The organism is Mucilaginibacter sp. (assembly GCF_035492695.1).
Taxonomy (GTDB): domain Bacteria; phylum Bacteroidota; class Bacteroidia; order Sphingobacteriales; family Sphingobacteriaceae; genus Mucilaginibacter.
In genome coordinates this window covers 317,094-337,086 of sequence record NZ_DATJJC010000012.1, presented here as the reverse complement: position 1 = coordinate 337,086, position 19,993 = coordinate 317,094, and the positions used below count along the sequence as shown (strand labels likewise).

General features: G+C 45.1%; 23 protein-coding genes. 22 read left to right on the top strand and 1 reads right to left on the bottom strand.

Annotation, left to right across the window (positions count from 1 at the left end):
- Nucleotides 1-7 precede the first annotated feature (7 nt).
- The 4 genes from VL525_RS08215 (at nucleotide 8) to VL525_RS08200 (ending at nucleotide 3,837) form a co-directional block, all read left to right on the top strand.
- Nucleotides 8-2,044: a DUF1998 domain-containing protein gene (locus tag VL525_RS08215; protein ID WP_325385272.1), complete on the top strand. Its 2,037-nt coding sequence runs from the start codon at nucleotides 8-10 to the stop codon at nucleotides 2,042-2,044.
- Complete coding sequence (locus VL525_RS08210) at nucleotides 2,041-3,138, top strand: hypothetical protein (protein ID WP_325385270.1); 1,098 nt, start codon at nucleotides 2,041-2,043, stop codon at nucleotides 3,136-3,138. Before VL525_RS08215 ends, VL525_RS08210 begins: the two co-directional genes overlap by 4 nt.
- A 75-nt stretch (nucleotides 3,139-3,213) precedes the next feature.
- Entirely contained in the window at nucleotides 3,214-3,453 is a 240-nt protein-coding gene (locus VL525_RS08205) for a hypothetical protein (protein ID WP_325385268.1), read from the top strand.
- Between the two features lie 120 nt (nucleotides 3,454-3,573).
- Complete coding sequence (locus VL525_RS08200; RefSeq protein ID WP_325385266.1) at nucleotides 3,574-3,837, top strand: hypothetical protein; 264 nt, start codon at nucleotides 3,574-3,576, stop codon at nucleotides 3,835-3,837.
- 317 nt (nucleotides 3,838-4,154) lie between these two features.
- Here the strand turns inward: VL525_RS08200 and VL525_RS08195 are convergent, their stop codons facing one another.
- The gene (locus VL525_RS08195) at nucleotides 4,155-5,720 is read right to left on the bottom strand and encodes a Fic family protein (protein WP_325385264.1); all 1,566 of its coding nucleotides are present in this window, start codon (nucleotides 5,718-5,720) and stop codon (nucleotides 4,155-4,157) included.
- 607 nt (nucleotides 5,721-6,327) lie between these two features.
- On the opposite strand from VL525_RS08195, the gene VL525_RS08190 reads away from it, so the two are divergent.
- The 18 genes from VL525_RS08190 (at nucleotide 6,328) to VL525_RS08105 (ending at nucleotide 19,990) form a co-directional block, all read left to right on the top strand.
- A complete protein-coding gene (locus VL525_RS08190; protein ID WP_325385262.1) occupies nucleotides 6,328-7,269 on the top strand; it encodes a toprim domain-containing protein in 942 nt (313 codons plus the stop codon).
- Between the two features lie 181 nt (nucleotides 7,270-7,450).
- A complete protein-coding gene (locus VL525_RS08185; protein WP_325385260.1) occupies nucleotides 7,451-7,861 on the top strand; it encodes a plasmid mobilization protein in 411 nt (136 codons plus the stop codon).
- A gap of 283 nt (nucleotides 7,862-8,144) precedes the next feature.
- Nucleotides 8,145-9,137: a relaxase/mobilization nuclease domain-containing protein gene (locus tag VL525_RS08180; protein ID WP_325385258.1), complete on the top strand. Its 993-nt coding sequence runs from the start codon at nucleotides 8,145-8,147 to the stop codon at nucleotides 9,135-9,137.
- A 21-nt stretch (nucleotides 9,138-9,158) separates the two neighbouring features.
- A complete protein-coding gene (locus tag VL525_RS08175) occupies nucleotides 9,159-9,785 on the top strand; it encodes a ParA family protein (RefSeq protein ID WP_325385256.1) in 627 nt (208 codons plus the stop codon).
- On the top strand, nucleotides 9,773-10,132 hold the full coding sequence (locus tag VL525_RS08170) for a hypothetical protein (protein ID WP_325385254.1): 360 nt from the start codon (nucleotides 9,773-9,775) through the stop codon (nucleotides 10,130-10,132). Before VL525_RS08175 ends, VL525_RS08170 begins: the two co-directional genes overlap by 13 nt.
- Entirely contained in the window at nucleotides 10,129-10,536 is a 408-nt protein-coding gene (locus VL525_RS08165; RefSeq protein ID WP_325385252.1) for a hypothetical protein, read from the top strand. The genes VL525_RS08170 and VL525_RS08165 overlap by 4 nt, the downstream gene beginning before the upstream one ends.
- Nucleotides 10,533-10,817 carry a hypothetical protein gene (locus tag VL525_RS08160; RefSeq protein WP_325385250.1) on the top strand — a complete coding sequence of 95 codons (285 nt, stop codon included), beginning with the start codon at nucleotides 10,533-10,535 and terminating at the stop codon, nucleotides 10,815-10,817. Before VL525_RS08165 ends, VL525_RS08160 begins: the two co-directional genes overlap by 4 nt.
- Nucleotides 10,818-10,820: 3 nt before the next feature.
- Entirely contained in the window at nucleotides 10,821-11,111 is a 291-nt protein-coding gene (locus VL525_RS08155; RefSeq protein WP_325385248.1) for a DUF4134 family protein, read from the top strand.
- A 229-nt stretch (nucleotides 11,112-11,340) separates the two neighbouring features.
- Nucleotides 11,341-11,646, top strand: a complete 306-nt coding sequence (locus VL525_RS08150; protein WP_325385246.1) for a DUF4134 domain-containing protein — start codon at nucleotides 11,341-11,343, stop codon at nucleotides 11,644-11,646.
- A gap of 2 nt (nucleotides 11,647-11,648) precedes the next feature.
- On the top strand, nucleotides 11,649-11,936 hold the full coding sequence (locus VL525_RS08145) for a plasmid transfer protein (RefSeq protein WP_325385244.1): 288 nt from the start codon (nucleotides 11,649-11,651) through the stop codon (nucleotides 11,934-11,936).
- A complete protein-coding gene (locus VL525_RS08140) occupies nucleotides 11,914-14,337 on the top strand; it encodes a TraG family conjugative transposon ATPase (protein WP_325385242.1) in 2,424 nt (807 codons plus the stop codon). Before VL525_RS08145 ends, VL525_RS08140 begins: the two co-directional genes overlap by 23 nt.
- Nucleotides 14,334-15,008 (top strand): hypothetical protein, encoded by a 675-nt coding sequence (locus VL525_RS08135; protein WP_325385240.1) that lies wholly within the window; start codon nucleotides 14,334-14,336, stop codon nucleotides 15,006-15,008. The genes VL525_RS08140 and VL525_RS08135 overlap by 4 nt, the downstream gene beginning before the upstream one ends.
- A complete protein-coding gene (locus tag VL525_RS08130; RefSeq protein WP_325385238.1) occupies nucleotides 15,005-16,228 on the top strand; it encodes an MT-A70 family methyltransferase in 1,224 nt (407 codons plus the stop codon). The genes VL525_RS08135 and VL525_RS08130 overlap by 4 nt, the downstream gene beginning before the upstream one ends.
- Nucleotides 16,229-16,249: 21 nt before the next feature.
- Entirely contained in the window at nucleotides 16,250-16,915 is a 666-nt protein-coding gene (locus tag VL525_RS08125; RefSeq protein WP_325385236.1) for a hypothetical protein, read from the top strand.
- A 54-nt stretch (nucleotides 16,916-16,969) separates the two neighbouring features.
- Nucleotides 16,970-17,752, top strand: coding sequence for a hypothetical protein (locus tag VL525_RS08120; protein WP_325385234.1), 783 nt, complete (start codon nucleotides 16,970-16,972; stop codon nucleotides 17,750-17,752).
- Nucleotides 17,749-18,906: a plasmid transfer protein gene (locus tag VL525_RS08115; protein ID WP_325385232.1), complete on the top strand. Its 1,158-nt coding sequence runs from the start codon at nucleotides 17,749-17,751 to the stop codon at nucleotides 18,904-18,906. The genes VL525_RS08120 and VL525_RS08115 overlap by 4 nt, the downstream gene beginning before the upstream one ends.
- Before the next feature lie 78 nt (nucleotides 18,907-18,984).
- Nucleotides 18,985-19,599: a conjugative transposon protein TraK gene (traK, locus tag VL525_RS08110; protein WP_325385230.1), complete on the top strand. Its 615-nt coding sequence runs from the start codon at nucleotides 18,985-18,987 to the stop codon at nucleotides 19,597-19,599.
- Complete coding sequence (locus VL525_RS08105) at nucleotides 19,577-19,990, top strand: hypothetical protein (protein ID WP_325385228.1); 414 nt, start codon at nucleotides 19,577-19,579, stop codon at nucleotides 19,988-19,990. Before traK ends, VL525_RS08105 begins: the two co-directional genes overlap by 23 nt.
- Nucleotides 19,991-19,993 lie beyond the last annotated feature (3 nt).

The window sequence follows — 19,993 nt, the reverse complement described above, 5'->3', positions numbered from 1 at the left end:
TAAGACCATGGCAAGAAAAGATTCCAGGAACAGACAAGCGAACGAAGCAGTAAGTAAGTTCAAACTTTTATCAGCCTACGGCGGCCCGGGATCGTTGGTGCATACAGCTTATGGCAGTATTCTTATCTCCTGTATCGAAGAATGGGGATTCCTTAACAAAGTAAAGGAACTTTATAACGAAGCGTTGCAATTGGCTGAAGACCCACAGGCATATGTCAAAAAACAGGGCGGCCTACAGGGTATCTGCTTATCGAATGATGAGCGTTTGCTCCGTGAACTAAAAGATGCTAAAAGGATCGACAATCTATTATTTCTTACGCTTATTCCAAATATAGAGCTCGATGACTTTTATAATGAGATCGAGGGGCCGCGGGCACATCTCGCGATCAACAGCGAATTTATGCCTAAAATATTTTTTGATAAAAGAGACCACCTGAAGACTTATGAACAGTGGTACAACGCCTGGACAAGAGAAAAGGAAAAGTTCTTTCCTCCTAAATATCTTCAATCCTTTCAACGCGATGGTGCCCCTTTTGAAGTGCCTATACCGCTCAAACAAGATAATATAGTGCTCATTTGCAAGAACGGGCATATCAGCGATTTCCCCTGGGCACACTTTCTGCGGTGGCGTATCGAGCAGCCTCATGCCCTTAACGATGAGATCGACCTTTATAACGTACAGCCTTGTTGTAACCGGCCTGATATCCAGATCAGTGAAACGGCAGCAAATGCCACGGGTTTTGACGGTAAATGGTTGAAATGTAACAATCCGGGCTGTAGTTTTTCAGGCGGAACCTCGTTAAAAGGCATCATGAGCCTTAAGCTGGTCTGCCCAGGCCATAAGCCCTGGGAATCGGAAACAGGGCCGCCCGCATCATATTTTGGGAAACCTGAAGTTCGCCGGGCACAGCCTCCGGCCGAAGCCTGCAGGCGTAGCGACACCAGGATAGCCTTGACCACTGGCAACAATCTTTATTTTTCCAGAATCATGACCAGTATTTTTATGCCGCCGGAGCTTTTTATGACCGAAGGAGAGTTGCGCAAACTTTTACTTGAACAACAACTTGAGCGGGCTATGAATGCTAAGAACTTCGCCCTGTGTATGACGATCCAGGCAGAGATAGAGGTCTTAAACGCACCTGCTATGGCGAGTGCTTCGATCAATTTGGAAGAAAACCGTGATGTCAGGTTCCGATTTCAAGAGTACTCGGCATTTGCCCATAAGTCTGAGGATGAGATAAATATTTCGCGAAAGGACCTGTTCGTCAACGATGTCACTACTAACTTGGCCGATATTTTCAGACCTTATTTCCATCGCATCCTTCGCATCGACCGCTTAAAGATCACTTCTGCACAACTCGATTTTTCGCGCGTTGAACCGTATGAGTCGGGGTCGACGGACATCATGAACCGGAATATATTTCGATCGCGAGCCGAGAATGTACTCTCTTATCCGGTAGTAGAGAATTTTGGTGAAGGGATATTCTTTGCATTTGATCACAATGCCATCCAACAGGCCGAGACGGATACCAGGCGTTTTTCGCGTCTTTTAAACCGAAGAAGAAATAGGTTTGCCGAGGGAGCGACATATTTTGCCGAGACCGGGGGCTGGCGGCTGTATATGACCCACACTTTTGCACATCTTATCATGAGGGAGCTAGAGTTCAGGTGTGGCTATCCGACGGCTTCACTTTCCGAGCGGCTGTTTGTTTCAAACGATGCGGAAACAAAAATGTACGGCTGTCTGATCTACACAGCAGAAGGAGCCGAGGGCAGTATGGGGGGCCTGATCGCCCAGACCCGTGAAACAAACCTAAACGACCTGTTGCGCAGCGCCTTGGTGCGGGCCACTATTTGCAATAGTGACCCATTATGCTGGAGATCAGACGGTCAAGGTCTGTTTGAACTAAATTTGGCCTCATGCTTTGCCTGCGGGCTTGTTAGCGAGACATCTTGTGAACACCGAAATATCTATCTTGACCGTCAGGTGCTGATCGATAGTACCAATGGATTTTTCAAAGACATCATTAATAGATTAAAATGAGCTTTACGCGGAACAACGAGAACTTTCTAAAGTTCGGGTTTGATATCCCGCTCCGGGGACATACCGGTGCCGACCGTGTACTGAAGTATCAGAAAGAGGTCAGAACAGAAGCACGCCGCCGATTTCGTGAATATTACGAAGCCATACGCAACGACCTTTCTGAAAAGCTATTATTTTACCAGGAACTGCTGTCGCGCTTCGGAACGCTGGAGCAACAATTTCTGTTATATAGCATCTATTTTGATACCCAATCCGATAACCTTATTTCATATCTCAAAACTGATGTCTCAGAACATCTTGATCTAATCAATGAGCCGCTTCGCCGTTTATTTGAGCACCAAATTGCACCTCACGATAATAGTTATACCAAAGGATATCTTAAACAATATTTTACTGAAACCTTAGATCTTTCTTCTGGCCAGTGGGAAGAAGAAGATGATACCCGAAACCCAATAACAAATGAGTTAACCAAATGGCTCGTAGATACGATTTCGCACGAACCCCCAAATGAACAAAAGCTAGAAGAGGTCATCCTCAATTATACAAAACTATGGAACATCTATTTTACCCACCCATATAACAGCACCAAGGCATTGATCTTGATCTACAAACTGACAGAACAATACAAAAAGATTGATGCTCAAAAAATTAATGTTGATCTGACCAGTTGTTTTTCTAATATAAACAGATTTTTAAGTGAACTGCTTCCGGCCCCGTTTTATTCACCGATAAGTGATCTGGAAAATAGATCAGCCCTTCGTGCAGCTGAGCTCAATAATCTGCAATCGAATTCGCTGGTCCATCTAAATAAGAACATCGAATTTCAAAATAGGTTAAAACAGGATTCGGTCTTTTTTCAAGACTTGAGCAAATTTATTTGGCCCAAACTTATGATCGAGGCTTGTACCACCCAACTTCCCGCGCGAAAAGCGTATTTGTCAGAGATAGAGAAAAGACGAAACTTAGGTAAGCCGCCAAATTTCAGTGAGATCAACCAGTTTACAACCGAAATAGGCCACAATAATGTTCAACAATCCCTTGATCACAAGGTATTGGAAAATATAATATCTGACAACTACTTATTTTTTGTTTAATATTTATCGATGGCAGGATAATGATTTATTTTGCATGATCCTCATTGAAATCCACTTTTTATCCTATCTTTAAGTATGGGTTTTTGGGAAACATCCGGTTTTAATTATCACACCTTTGCTGATTTGCCAGAGAGAAAGCTTATCGTATTGATAAATGCGATGACTAGAGAGGATATAATTGAATGGTTAATATGGAATGATCCCAACGGAATATACCATGATGAGCACTCATTGAAGGAATTAGGAAATATACTGACGCGCAGCGAAGGGATCGAAATTCTTTTACGCCAAATTGAAGAAAATCGCGTTACTTAAAAGAAGACAGACAACCCCTTTGACCGTTGTTCAAGGAATTCAATTTCAGTCCATTATTTAGCATTGACACCTATAGTCGACAGGCATTTCAACCGGAAGTAGCTAAATTTGAGTATGGAGATGAAGATGCCAGAATTTGAAGGTCAGGTTTGCAAAATCCGTAATCCGTTCACAGACGAAAACCCTGATGATGTTTATATAATAACCGAAGATCCGGCCTCGTTTAGTGAAGACGATAATATTTACGTTGTAAATCTAAATGATTTGCAACGTAACATCGATCATCCATTAATGTGCCAGCAAATGTCCATAGCGAAAAATGAGCTTATTGTTATAGCTGACAATTTGCAAGATTATATTAAATCGTGGAATGAAGTCAATTAATGGATTTTGTCCAAAATAAAAGAAATACAACTATTCCATTTCTCTCCATTGCTCACTCAATATTTTTAAGATCCTTCAATCCCGCACTCTATTTAGTCTTAGGTCGCATATCAATCATGTGATTAGTGTGCTCGGTGACAAGTTGTCGTTGGTGTGATTTAGTACATTTTTAATATTTTCCTGTAAATAGAGAATCAAGCTACCGTAGTATTTTCATCCATTTTTTATAATATCATTTGTAACATGTAGCGGCGAATTATACCATGTATTATTCATCGTAGGACTCGAACCGTTTATTTATGAAGTTAGTGGTTCTGTTATAGTTTTTGTTCGGGCAACACGGCGATGGGTTTTCCCTTGAGTCCTTCATTTACCAAATAGGCTACGAACTTTGAGAATGCGCTGATGTCCTGGTCAACGCTGGCCTGTTCCAATGTTTTCATATATTCCTGTCTCTTTTCAACTGGTATTACAGTCCACGGATAGCCGCCTGATGCTAACATAACATTCATTAAAAATCTGCCCATTCTTCCATTTCCGTCCATATACGGGTGGATGAAAACGAAAATGAAATGACCGAGGACTGCCCTTACTGATGCTTCCGGTTCATTTTCAAGCAATTCAAATAATATCGGCATCGCATCCCGCATCGCGTCGACGCTAAGGGGCACGTGTTTGGAATTGCTGATAAATACTTGGTGGCTTCGGTATCCGGCCAAATCGGCGGCTTTTAAGATGCCTGTTGCAACACTTGGGTCAAAGAGTTCCCTGTACCACCGTTGATGATCTTTGTCGACCTGCGCACCTGGATTGGCGCCACCAAGAATCTTAACTATGGTTTCTTTCACGATCTGAAACGATTGATAATAACCCCTGGCAGCCATCGCATCTTTTTGCTTCTTATCGTCTTCGTTTTCTTTAGCATTCCAGGCCCCGCTGCTTACCCGCTCGATCAGTTCCGGCGTTACCTTATAACGCTCAATAGATAAGGAGTGATAGGCATCGGTTACATATATGGCATCGACATCTTTGAGATAAGCGTCATGGTCCTTTGGAATACCCGGTGCAGGCGGAAAGTCTTTTATGATTATTTCACGCATTTGCTGCCACATTAGTTTGATCCGGTTTGCAAAAGGGGACCGTTCACGGGGCGAGAGATCAATTGGAAGTTTATTTTCAAAGGGATCTTCTTCCCGGATATCATACCCGGCCTGTTTCATGGTTTCCATGATCTGGTCAGCTATTCTGTCTCTTTGAATGTTTCTGAAGGCCCCGGCTAACCTTCCCCCAATGGTAGTATGACCCTTCTCCAGCAAAACAGGTAATAACTCGGAAGCGTCCCGGATAAGGGACAAAGCAGTCCTGGCATCAATGCCGTTTCCACTGTAGACACCTGCCGAACTGTAGATCAATGATGCCTGAAGATTGTACATCCGTATTCCTTTTTCAACAACCATTTGGTCATTTCCGGGTATCTCTGCCTTCATATTAAATAAAGACATATGATGAGGCAGTGGAGTGGGCTTGTTATTTCCATTCGGTGAGCGGACAAATAATTGTGCTGGTACTGACCAGTTACCGGCGTGAATCATGAGTGACTGGTCTGCCGACAGACACCACGTTTCACCATATTTGTTCTCAAGAAACTCCGCACAAAATTCCCAGTAAGAACTGTACCAAGGAGTAGTGTCGCCCGGCTGCGCTCCCGGGTCGGCACTGATATACCATCCCTTTGTTACTTCCTTCAAAAAGCCATTCCTTACCAATATCTCGCGATATGCCCTGCTGGGAATATTATCTGTATGTATAGCTACAACGCCTTCGTCCTGGAGCGCTTTAAGCACTTTTAATGCTTCAACAAATCTTTCCTGTGGTGTTGCCATATCGTTTATTTAACTGTTTGAATGACTTAAACTAAACCGTAATAAGCTTAGTAAACTTTGCTGTGTTAAAGTTAGTAAATATTGTTGTTATAAATTTAGTAAATTTCGCTGTGATAAGTTTAGTAAACGCTGTTGTGGTTAAATTAGTAAACATCGCTGTTTCAAGCATAGCAAATGCTGCCCGGCATTTTTGAAATTTATTTTCCGGTAGTACCGAAAAGCTCCTGTAATACCCCTCTCCCTTCTTGTGAATTTTGACCTCAGTAGGGCCAGCCATTCCATGCTTAGCTCTTCTGAAAGGTCTTTGACATACGGGAACGAAACATTATCCGGCTAATCACCGGAAATTTTGCGAAGGGGAGATAATATCATTAACCGAAAACGCATGGGCAGGCGAAAGCCCGGATCGTAGGATCCGACGCGGGTAGTTCCGAAAATATATACCGGCAGAAATGAATTAACGGGTTCGTTACCCGCTGCCGGTGCAAGAAAGCCTAATACCATGGGCAAATAAGTCACACGATTGACACGATTATTCTTGCCGGAAGCTGAATGGATCGTTTTCTATTCTGCTATCGGTTATTTATTAACTCAAAATCCACTATTTATGTCTGAACTATTAACGGCCAGGGAACTTAAAGAGCAAGGGTCCCTGGTTGACTTGCTGAGCCGTTTGGGTTATCAGCCGGTTCCCAAACGCGGTCGCGAAAAAATGTACATTAGCATGCTCCGGGACGATGACAACGACCCTTCTTTTAGTGTCAATGATGAACTGGGTGTATGGTTCGACCACGGTTTAGGCAAAGGCGGCAATATCATTGATTTTGGTTTAGCCTATTGGAAGAACCTCGGTTTTAACGACGTTGTTAAAAAGATCCAGCAGGTTTGTTGTATTGCTTCTACCGAACCACGGCCGCGCCGGCCACGTAAGCCAGTCAAAGTACAACATATCGTTGAGCGGGTCAAACCACTTGGCGTACATCCGGCGATAACCGATTATCTCAGAAGCAGAGGGGTATTTGACATCGCGAAATTTTACCTGAGCGAAGTTTATTACTATATCGAAGACGAGCATGATGTACGTAAGCATTATTTTGCTGCGGGCTGGCTCAATGAAAACAACTCCTGGGAAGTCAGGAACAGGTATTTTAAGGGCTGTATGGGACATAAAGGCATTACCTATATTCCAGGGCATCCCAAAAAAGCCGCTGTTTTTGAGGGTTTCATTGACTTTTTGAGCTGGCGGAATGAAAATCCCGAAGCAGATCAGAGCATTATCGTTTTAAACACCCTTTCCCTCCTTCAGCAGGGAATTAATAAGGCCAAAGCATTTTCCTGCCTTGACATTTATTTTGACCGGGATAAAGCCGGTAAATCTGCTACCAGGGATTTTATTAAGGCGCTGCCTTATGTTACTGACCGTTCAGCGATATACGAAGGGTTTAACGATTACAATGACAAATTAAAGGCACAGCTCAAAACAGTAGTGACAGCGGAAAGTACAAAAAGCAATTTCTTTTCCGGACTGCGGGTCCCTTTTGAAAGATAGGCCACACGTTGATAGCACTCGACCAATGGCGGCTCCGCCACCTAACTTCTTATAGGCTGAAAATCGCAATTTGATAATCAGAATTTCCGTTGCTTTTGCAACGGCAAGATGTCTTTTTGTTACACAAAAAGTCACTTGCCCTCCCGGGGGGATATAAAAAAATTTCGCAACTCATTTTTTCATGGAGGACTTTAAAAAGCTGAATGGAAGACCGAAATTAAAAGAGGGTAAGCGCACCAAATTTATTAATGTAAGATTTACCGAAGCGGAGTACAAAGAAGTATCCGCATTGGAAAAAGAACTGGGTATATCTAAAACGGACTTAATCAGGGTGCGGATTTTATCTGATGTGAAAAAGACGGTCATCAATTCCAGGGAACTGATCAAATACATAGATGCCGCAGGTGCCGAAATGGGCCGGATAGGCAACAATATCAATCAGTTAGCTAAACATGCCAATACGCTTAAATTAAAAGGATTACTAAGTCCTGCTATTATAGATCAGTTCAACCGCCTGTTTGAAGAATACATCTGTGTCCAGCAACAATTCGAGGTTTCCCTTCGGAAAATCATTAGGGCCATGGGGACATAAAAAACACAGATCGTTAGATAAAAAGCTCTATAGATCAGAAGATAGCCTGATTAGCAGATCGCAAGATCGGCTGGTAAACAGATTGACTGATAATAGGATCGCAGGATAAACTGATCGGCAGATAAACTGATCGCAGACTCAGCAGATAAGGCGATAGGTTGCTTCAAAGATCAGCTGATCGTAACCCATATAGATTGGTTGTTCTGCTGATATGGAGATCAGCCGATATCCTGATCGGTTGATAAACAGATATCCCGATCTTCTTTATAGTATCCCTTGACCTATGATTGCCCGTATCCTCGAAAAACCATCCAGGACCTTTGCCGGCGTAAAATACAATACAGATAAAGTTGGCCGCAACACGGGCGAGCTGATGCTGATCGCCAACTTCGGGGCAATACATGCGTTAAGTAACCCGCGTCCGCAGGACCTGGTTAACTACCTGCTGATGGTTTCCGCACAGAACCGGGGCATTAAAAATACCCAGTTCCACGCGGTAATTTCAGCCGCTGGTCGTAATTACAACAAGCAGGAATTGACCAAAGCCGCAGTCATGTGGCTGAAGGAAATGAAATACGGCGACCAGCCTTATCTCATCGTTTTCCATAAAGACACGGAAAACAACCATGTTCATGTGGTGAGCTCCCGTGTAGGAAAAGACGGAAAACAAATCGACCGGGATTACGAACAGGTCCGGGCCGTAAGAAATATCAATAGGGTATTGGGCTATGATTTTGCGATGCAATACCGGTTCAGTACCAAAGCGCAGTTTTATCTGATCCTGGAAAATCAGGGCTTTCTTGGCCGGAATTACCTTAATGAAGAGAAACTTCAGAAAAAGATAAATGCTTATTTACCGGACAAGGCCAGAATAGCTGAACTAAGAGCCTTGTTTATCGCCCATAAGGCTTCACCCGATTTTGTTGGGCTGATGCACAGGCAGTACGGACTCGATATGGTGTTCCACTCTTCTGAAGGAAAAGCACCTTATGGCTATACCGTCATAGACCATGATACCAAACAAGTTTTTAAAGGAAGCGAAATCCTGAAACTGCAATACCTCCTGGATCAGCATACCGAAATCGAACCAGCTTATATGCCACCGGAAATAATGCTTCATGATTACCTGAGCGGCGATGCCATTACTTATTATTCCGGGTATGCGCCGGAACCCATTTACATCCGTCCGGTCATGATTTCCGATGACGTAGACGACCAGCAGGTGCTCGGGATGAAGCGCCGCAGACAAAAGAAAGCAAGAACTAATACCCGTTAGGGGATAAACCCATGAAGAATTATGATTTGTTTATTTGGCAACCAAAAAGGCGGCGTTGGAAAAAGTACACTCACCGTCCTATCAGGGAATTACCTGAGCCTGGCTAAAGATTGGCCCGTGACCGTTATCGATATGGATTACCAGCAATCCATATCGCAAAAATTTGAAAAAGCTAAAGTGCTGGAAAATGATGAGCCATACGACGTACTGCCCGCTAACCTTGAAAGCTTCGCGCCATTAATTCCGGTGCTTACTAAAAATAAGAAGGAGGCGGTTCTGATCGATCTGCCCGGAAAGCTGGATGATGACGGTTTAATACCCGTCTTTAAATCCGCCGACCTGGTGATCTGCCCTTTCGCCTACGATGAATTCACCTTTGAATCAACTGTATTGTTTACGGTAGTGCTCAAAAAGGTAAACCCCAAAGTGGATGTAGTTTTCATCCCGAACCGCATCAAGGCGAATGTGAAATTCGAGATCATGAGCGAAGTTAATGAACAGCTTTCCAAATTCGGGAAGATCACCACAGCGATCCCTGACCGCATCGACTTTCAAAGGATCACCACCTTTCAAACACCGCTGTCACTTTATGGGATCATCACCCCTGTTTTCGAAGAAATATTTGCCGACCGCTTATGGAAAAAATGAAATCATTGGCCGACCAGCTGCGCGAGAAAATGATAAAGCCCGAGGTTAAAAAAGTAAGCGATAAATTACCTGTGACAACCGGGAATGCTAAAAAACCGGTAAAGAAGGCAAACAAGTCTTCGGATGCGCCCATACTTCAGTTACTGACTGAGTATGACAACAGCGATCACAAAACAATGGTGCATTTCCGGTTTGACAAGCAGACCGTTGACTTCCTCAACCAGTTCAAAATAGCGACCGGGATCGACGCGACAAAATTCGTAGCCTTTTCCGTCCGCCAATTTATAGAGCAGCACCCCGAACTTAAAACGATCATCAAACAATTTATACAAAACTCATACTTATGACGCGGGTAAAATTTATAATCGGAATCCTTTGCACTTATGCGGCCTATTACGCTGTGCTGATCCTTCATGATCATGTTCGTGCAGCTATAAAAGTCGCAGACGATCTGCCAGCAGGCAAGCAAGAGCCTGAGAACGGAATTGGCGTAAAAAACGAGCGTAAGGCCAACGGGATCTTAACCCATGATGCCGTCCTCAGGTCGCTGTTTGCCTATGACAACAGCGACCACAAGAGCCTGGTTCACGTCCGTTTTGATAAACAGACCGTCGATCTGATGAACAAGTTTAAAATGGCGACAGGCGTTGATATTACCAGGTTTGTCGTCTTTGCAGTCAAATATTTTTTTGAAACCAACCCGGAACTCAAAACCATTATTAAACAATTTATACAAAACACAGAATTATGACCTGGATAAAATTTGCCCTTTGGCTGCTTGGTATCTATACCTTTTATTATGTGGCCCTCATCCTTTGGGATTACATCCGAACGAATCGCGGTGAATCCGTAAATGACAAACATGAACTCACTTTTGTAGAGGATATCCAACCTGTTAAAACAGTTGTAGAAGAACCCACCGATACAGCAAAGGAATCCCCGGTAGCGTTTTCAGGGGGTGTAAGCCTTAAACAGCTTTTTAATCTCGCCCGTGAAGAGTCGGTCGAGTACATCAAATCCGTAAGCTTTTAATACATGAAATTCTTCCTGCCTGTTGCCTGCTGTCTTCTGCCGGCATTAACTTTTGCACAGCCCGGAATCAATGAAATGCAGCAGGCCAAACAAGATCTTTCATCCTCCTTCTTCTCAGCCTTTGATTGTGCCATGGTATTGGCCGTTTTATTTGGTCTTTTAGGCGGGCTCAGAATTTACCATAACTGGCAAATGGGGAAGGATCGCATGGATGCCGCTGTAGCCGCATGGTTTTTCGCTGCTTTTTTTATGATCCTCTCGGGTCCATTTTTACGGGCATTGTTCGGAATCTGAATGCCTGATTTTATTTGACGCTTCCTCCCTGGAAGTTGTAAAAGGTTCCTGTCTTAATTCTTCAATCAAGAAATCTCAAAAAGATTTTCTCCGGCAGCTTGGTATTGCCGATCTATTTTGGGTGAATTAACCGGGGTGTTGTTCGTGATCTGGACACCCTTTTTTCTATAACCGGCCTGCTCCCCGCAGGCTTTAAAAGATCTCCGCCTTTATTTTTTTCTCCAAATTAATGTTCTCAAAAACAAAAAAATTGTGGGCTTCAGCCGTATTGCTGGCCCTGTCTGTCCCTGTCTTTGCGCAAAGCGGCGTCAACGGCCTAAACACAGCTACTACTACATTAAAAACCTATGTAGACCCCGTGACCAATATTACTTTGGTAATTGGCGGAATCGTGGGTATCGTGGGTGCCATTCGCGTCTATTCAAAATGGAACGCGGGGGACCAGGATATCAACAAGGAAATTATGGGATGGGGCGGTTCATGCGTCTTCCTTGTGGTTTCCGCATTGGTAATTAAAGCTTTCTTCGGCTTGTAATCATGGCCAGGAAGTATCCTGTTTATAAGGGGCTGCAACGGCCCCTTATATTCAAAGGCTTCAAAGGCAAGTTCATTTATTGGGGCATCGCTTCCTTATTGGTGGGACTTGTTTTTGGCGCCTTAACCATGTCGCTGGTCAATATGTGGCTTGGTGCTTTAGTATTGATCGGATCTGTCGTTGGCGGTTTGTTCTTCACCGCCGGTAAACAAAAAGGCGGACTTCACTCCAAGAGCCGCACCTCAAACATTTACATCCTTAATCATTATGGCCGTAAAAACCTTGTTTAACATTCCCTATGCGGGAGTGGATAAAGACGGCGAATACGATTTGCTCATCGGCCTCAACGGGGAATGTTCGGTCGTTATCCAAATGGTAAATCCGGTCATCCGCTATTCCGCTTATCCCGCGGGGTATGATGAGTTTCACCATCTGCTCATCAATGTGGTTAAAATATTGGGCGATGGCTACCTCCTGCAAAAGCAGGATATGATCAGTCGCAGCCCTTATAAAGGGCCTCCCGCGCATGAATACCTGCAAAAACAGTACAATGCCCATTTCGAGGGCAGGGAATGTCTGAAGGTGGTCACCTATTTAACCATCACGCGCCAGATAAAAAAAGGCGCGTTTTATGTTTATGACGGCCGCGTGCTGCGGGATTTCCGCCAGGCCGTCGGCAAAGTACTGGATATACTTCCTTTAGCAAAGGCCCTGAATGAAGGTCAGCTCAATCGATTGGTTTTGCAACTGCTCAGCATGGATTTTGGCAGGTCCAATATCGTCCTTGATAACCTTGCTCCATCAGAAACCGAGATCAGGACGGGCGAAAAATCGATACGCAGTATCAACCTGGTCAATATTGACAGCATTGACCTGCCACCGGATGTTTCCACGCATATAGAGCTCAACGACAAAGAAAGCATGCGCGGGTTCCCCGTAGATTTTCTGTCGTTCCTGTTCAGGGTGCCCGGCGTGGATGTAATTGTTTACAACCAGGTCATTGAAATACCTAACCAAGTCGCTACGCTGCGTAAGCTTGAGCAAAAAAAGAAAAGGCACGCCGGTATTCCTGATCCCGCCAATCAATTATGTGTAGAGGATATAGACCTTCTCCTAAATGACGTTGCACGCGAAAACCAGTTACTGGTCAATTGCCATTTTAACATTCTTGTGGCAGCCCCGGTTTCTGCCATACAAAAGGCCGTTAATTTTATAGAGAGCTCGCTCTTCCAGTTAGGGATTATCCCGAGCAAAAATGCCTATAACCAACTGGAGCTTTTTCGTACCGCCTTGCCTGGAAACGGCGTAGAATTAAAGGAATACGATTGGTTTCTGACCACCTGCGATGCGGCCATTTGTTTTTTCTTTAAAGAATCACTGCCGAAAGATGAGCCCTCTGATTTCCTGTTAAGGTTTACAGATCGCCAGGGCATCCCCGTCGGCATGGACCCCGCAGACTTGCCTATGCGTACCGGGCGCATCAATAACCGGAACAAGTTTGTGTTAGGTCCAAGCGGTTCCGGTAAGAGCTTCTTTATGAATGCCATGATCGAGCAGTATATGCTCTACAACATGGACATGGTGATCGTGGATACCGGCCACTCTTATTCAGGATTGTGCTCCTATTACCAGGGAAAATATATCACCTACACAGACAAAACGCCGATCACGATGAACCCGTTCCGCATCACGGAGGCGGAATACAACATTGAAAAGAAAGATTTCCTGTGCACCCTGATCGGGGTTGCCTGGAAGGGCGCCGAAGGAACCTTCAGCCCGGTAGAACGGGATGTCGTAGCTAACGTAATTTCTTCCTACTACAGCAAGTTCTTCGCTGAAAACGGTGAGCTGAACTTCAACACATTCTATGAATTCGCCCTGGAAAAAATACCGGAGATCAAAACCGAGGAAAAGATCGTCTTTGATTTTGATGAGTTCCGCTACGTGCTCAAAAAGTTTTATCGCGGCGGTGAGTTTGCACCCATCCTCAATAAGGAAGCCGATAAATCGCTGTTTACCGAACGCTTCATTGTGTTTGAAATTGACAGTATAAAAGAGCACAAGATACTTTTCCCTATTGTCACGCTCATCATCATGGATGTCTTCATCCAAAAGATGCGTTACCGCTCGGATAAGCGCAAGGCATTGGTTGTCGAAGAAGCATGGAAAGCCATTGCCAGCCCTTTAATGGCGGGATATCTCCTGTATTTATATAAGACAGTCCGTAAATTTTGGGGAGAAGCGATTGTAGTCACGCAGGAGCTGGGGGATATTATTGGAAATGCGGTAGTAAAAGACAGCATTATCAATAATTCGGACACCATCTGTCTGCTGGATCAAACCAAGTTCAAGGACAATTACAATGACATCGCCGCGCTCCTGTCCATCAACGAAACGGAACGCCGCAAGATATTTACCATCAACCAACTCGACAATACGGAAAATCGTGGCCGGTTCAAAGAGGTATATATTCGCCGTGGGGCTGTCGGAGAGGTATATGGGGTAGAAGTCTCGTTACACCAATACCTTACCTATACAACGGAAAAACCGGAGAAGTCGGCGGTAGAAAGCTACACCAACCGTTTCGGTTCTTACCCGGAAGGCCTTGACGCCTTTATCCGGGACTTTAAGGCCAGCAATAAATCTTTGCCTGCCTTCATTTCACAGGTTAATCAAAATCAAAGATCATGAAAACCAAATTTATAATGTGGCCGCTTTTTATGTGTTTATTGTCAGCCTTCAATGCTTCCCTTGCCCAGGAACTGGTTGTAGACCCCGCGGTATCTGCCGCTATCGCCGTTAATGCCGGCGCCATAAACAGTCAGCTCAACACCACTAATAACAAGCTTAACCTGATCCAGAAAGGGCAACTCGCCGTCAGCAGCCAACTCGTCATTGTAAACGATCTGCAAAATAAGATCTATAAGGGATTGAGTCAGGTAGCATCGGTGATCAATAACCTGACGACCATAAAGGAAATTGCCGAATGCGGCACCGATATCGTCAAGGATGTGGAAGCTTCGGTCACGCTGGCTAAATCCGACCCGGTATTATTGCTGTTTGCAGAGCAGGGGGCGCGTGATTTCGAAACAAGGGCAACAACACTGGCCGCCGATGTAAGTGCATTTGTACTCAAGGGGGGTAATAATTTGATGGACTCCGGTGAGCGCGGCAAAATGCTTAATCATATAGCGGACCAAATGCGTATTCTGCGTGGAATAGCCTATGGTATGGACCGGGCCATGTACTGGGCAAAGATCAATGGCATTTTTCGCTCGCTTAATCCCTGGGCAGAATGGCAGAATCAGGACGTTCGGATAGCCAATGACGTCTTAACCAACGCTAAATACCTCAAACAATGAATTTTGATCTCATCATGGTTTGCCCGCCATGGAAACGGTTTAACCGCTTCAGAACGAGAGGCCCTTGCCTCCCCGACAACTTACCATCAAAACTGGAAAGATCGATTGAGGCCTTTGAGTTCATCCAACATATACTCAGGGATTTCACAGCTGATAAGCATATCGTTTTTGTTTGGGTGCCTGGAAAATATGCAATGGACTGCAGGGAGTATATGACCCGCATGGGCTATACAATCCGTGGCTCATTTGTTTGGGTGCGGCCAAAATGGAAGAGAGGCAGCGATAAAAAGACGGTGGAATTTCTCATGGTCTGTCATAAAGGCGAAATGCCTCAGGTATCCGATCATTATCTCAAAATGACTGATTCCCATTTGTCTGGCATAGTCAAACACCGGTCGGCAAAGCCTGAAAGTGCTTACGAGTTTCTGGAAGATGAATTTCCATGGGCAAGAAAGCTTCAGGTTTACGGATGGACCAAAAGGCCGGGATGGACCCTATTTCATAAAAACAATAAAAAAATCGGTAGCGTGATGAAAACTATAATCTTATTATTTGTCGCCTTATTCGCCGGGACAACGAACGTTTTTGCCCAGCAAAAAATATTGGATATTCCCGCGCTCCACCAATTGGTTGACGAATCGGAATCCGAAAACAAACTGCAGGTTAAAGCAAAAAATCAGCAGGCGCTGGCGACGGCAAATGAACAGGCGAACCTGACCCTGCTCAGTAAAATGAAGGCCATGTACCGGACTTTGCAACAGCGCTACAACACGCTCGGCACAGCCATCAATATCGCAGATATCGGTATTTATGCGACCCCAATGGCAGAACGCATTGTCAGCAACCAATCGCAGATCGTCCAGCTGGTTCAAAAAAACCCCGCCTTAATTGCTATTGGTTACCAATCTGCCCTGCAATTCACTTCACAGGCGAAAAGCCTGGTTGCCTACGTCACCGGGCTTACCCTGTCGCTGGGCGACGTTAACCAAATGAAAGCGTCCGACCGGAAGATGCTTTTTGATTATGTGATCTCCGAACTAAGCAACATCCAGGACTTATCCGGCAATATGCTCAATATAATGCAGTATTCCAGCGTGGCCTCGCTGTTAAGGGCGGCAAACCCTTTTCAGCATTTTATTGATGCCGATAAGGCTATCGGCAACGACATCATTCAAAACGCTAAATACCTAACCGGCGGAGCCAGCTTGAGTACCAAATAAAAACAATTATCACACGAAAAAATGAAAAGTTTATTTATCGCATTCCTGTTGCTCATTGCTTTTCAAGAGATACGGGCGCAGGAATATGTCATAGACTACCAGCACCTCGTTGCCGTAACACAAAATGCTGCAGTCAGAAGCAGCGCCGAAGTAACGCACGACCAATATCTCAGTAAGATCAATAACAATATCAACGACCTCAATACCAACGTAGGTTCGGTGGTATTGGCGCAAACCATGATCTATGAGGGACTTTCCAATGTGAATTCCGCCCTGAAGGATGGGCTTGCCGTCAAAAACATAGCGGTGATCATTGCCGACATGACCGGCTATATCAACCAGGCGTTGGATATGGCAAAAAGTGAGCCCTATCTCCTGGTATTTGCCGGAAATATCGCATCCGAAATGCGAACGAGGTCATTGGCCCTGGTTACCGATGTTTCCGGCTATATTCTAAAAGAAGGCGATAACGTATTGGCAGACTATAATTCGCGTGACCAGCTATTACATAAAGTAGTTACTCAATTGCAAATATTGGATGGATTAGCTTACGGTGCCTGGAAAGCCATGTATTGGGCAAAGGAACGCGGCGTGATCGCTTCCCTTGATCCGTTCGCCAACTTTATCAGCCAGGATACCCGCATTGTTGGTCAGATCATTCAAAGTGCTAAATATTTACATCAATGACCATCATTCCCGGTCGGATGATAAATCGAATGCCGTTTAAAAGCAATTTAAATCATGAAAAAATACTTAATTCTACTACCGTTTATACTGATCGCACTGATCCACCAATGCTTCGGCCAGTCCGTCGTGCAGGATCAAAGCGTCCGCTACCAGGAGGAACGCATGGTCTACCTCCAATGGGATCAGAACAAGTTTACACCGAAGGCCGGGTTTTTAAGCCTCAACCCATATTACTGGCTGACATGGGGATTGTTTCACCCCAATTACCATAAAACAGACCTCAGGCCATTAAGTGCAACGGGCCCTCAAACACAGCGGCTTGCCTTAGTAGGCGCCATGAACAGTACCGACAATAAGTACAAGCTGCAATCCGATACTGTTCGCAATACGGCATTATCCGAAATCGCCAATCAGTCCGGTTTGATTTCTGATGCCGACCCCTTATGGCAGCTTTATTACCGCAACGAACTGAAGCCGGTCCTTAATAATTCTATGGCATCCATTCTGGCCGGACTTTCACCGCAGGTCAGCGCCAAACTGGTTTCCGAGGGCTTGTACACCTGGTATAAAAATGAGCTGGATATGTTAAAGGAGCGTATCCAGGCCGCACACACCACCACCATGGATCGCGGGGCGCGAATCATTGCATACCATCGCTACCTGATGGAGTACCGCAGGCTGGCCGGGGTATGGGCGATTCGGACCTCATCTGCACAAGCCACCTTAAATATGACCGCCCAGCAGCAGAAGCTTCAATCGGGGCAGGTGACCATCAGTAACTGGACGCCACAGACAGACATCCAGATCGCCAACCAAGTTTTACAACATCTCCAATGAAAAAGAAAATAACTTTATTGGTATTGCTGTGCCTTTGTATAACCGCAGTTTACGCCCAAACTACTACCGGCACGGATAACACCAAAACGCTGCAGTTTCTGCAAGGCGACGGCGTTTACGAAGCAGGCGTCATGGTGTTTTTAAAAGGACTCAAGGATTCCGTCTGGACACATTTCGATATGTTCATTACAGATGCCAAAGCGCTTGCCGCCATATTCATGATCATCTTTTTTGCCATTAAGTCATACGAGATGATGGTGGGGGATAAACAGTTAGAGATCATGCCGCTGTTGCGTCCCTTCGGTCTGGCCATGATCATTTTATGGTGGGGCGTATTCGTTAAGATGATCGCGTTCCCAACAGATCTCGTAGCCAACCAAACGGAACAGATGTTTGACAGCGAGCAAACGACCGTAGACAACCTGCGCTTAAACAGGTCAAACCTGATGCTGGCAGTCGCCAATTCCCTTTACACCTACCAGGCTCAAACCGAGGTCGCCGAAAAAGAAAGTGATACCTGGTACGGGCGGGCCTGGGATTCCGTAACCAGTACCGTTAAGGAAGGGATCAGCACTGTTGTTTCTCCACTGCTCGAATTGAAGAACCGCCTAACAGTCGGCATGCAGTTGCTCTTCACCCAACTGCTGGAACTATTGGGTATCTGGATATTGCGTTTGGCGGTCTATATCATCTTTATGATACAGATCATCTACTCCTCTATTCTTATCATATTGGGGCCCTTTGCCGTAGCCGTCAGCATCCTGCCTGCTTTCCGCGATAGCTTCAGCACCTGGATCGCCCGCTTTATTTCGGTTAACCTGTACAGCGGCATTGCTTACCTGATCATGTACCTTACCGGCTTGATGCAGGAATATGCGCTGACCTCCGAGATCAGCAAATACCAGGAGTTGGTTGGACAAAACGGCGCGAGCGCGAACCTCGAAAAAATGGCCTGGTTTGCCGGAAATGGCATTCTGTCATTTGGCACAGTCATTATTGTATTTTTGATCGGCGCCATCTGTATGTTCACTGTTCCAAGTATCTCAACCTGGATCATCTCGACATCCGGTATCAGTTCGGCTACTTCCACTTTTGGCCGCAGTGCCGGAACCGTAGTGAGCATGGCACGCAAAGCTACCGGCAGCTTCTTTTAATTATTTGTTTTCTTTCCCCTTTTGATTTGAGGCTGACCCAAGCTGTGGGCCGGCCTTTTTTATTTAACGCCTTTTATTATGATCATTAAAAATATCGAAGCTAAAGTAAGGCTGGCGACATTCATCGCAGCGGGCAGCCTGCTGACCTCACTGGTCATCGTTGGAATGAATTGCCTGTATGCTTTTAAACTGGTATCCAATGCGCAGAAAAGCATTTATATACTGGATAACAATATTCCCATTCTGGCCAGGCAAACAGACATGCAAATGAACCGGCCCGCGGAGTACAGGGCCGATGTTGACCTGTTTCATTCCCTTTTCTTCTCCTTAACGCCGGACGATAAATACATGGAATACCAGATGAAAAAAGCCATGTACCTCATCGATGAGTCGGGCATGGAGCAATATAATAACCTGAAGGAAAACGGGTTTTTTAACTCCATCCTTTCCTCCAGCTCGGTGTTAACGCTGCAAACGGATTCTATCTCTGTGGACATGCCCAGGCATTATTTCCGCTACTACGGCAAACTCAAAATTGACCGGCGCAGCTCCACCGTGGTGCGGTCCCTGATCACGGAAGGCTACCTGAAAGACATCCCGCGAAGTGATCATAACCCGCACGGTGTCCTGATCACCAACTGGAAAACTTTGGAAAATAAAGACCTGCAAGATGTGGAAAAGAATACATTCTAACAGAGATCCCAGGGATACCCTGTACAGCGAAATACGCAAGGAATTCGGTGCCTACTTTTCAATTGCCGGCGATGCCGGTCAACGACTGATAGGGGCATATCCAAAGTTCTTTTTTGGGTGCATGATCGTCCTGATGGGTGCATCCCTGATATTATCTTTTACGGTTTTTCACCACCCGGAGAAGTCAAAAATAACCGTGGTAAAAAAGGTCAACCCGGTTGAGGATGGCTTTAACCAGATCATGCAGGCGACCGGCAACATCCGCGAAACCATGAAACTTAAAAAGGTGGTGGACAGCCTGACAGCAAAAAAACAACTGTCAGCTGAAGACAGCACCTTATTGGATAGCGCTCTTGACCGCCTCTCCAAAATTCACCAAACCCTAAAATAAAAC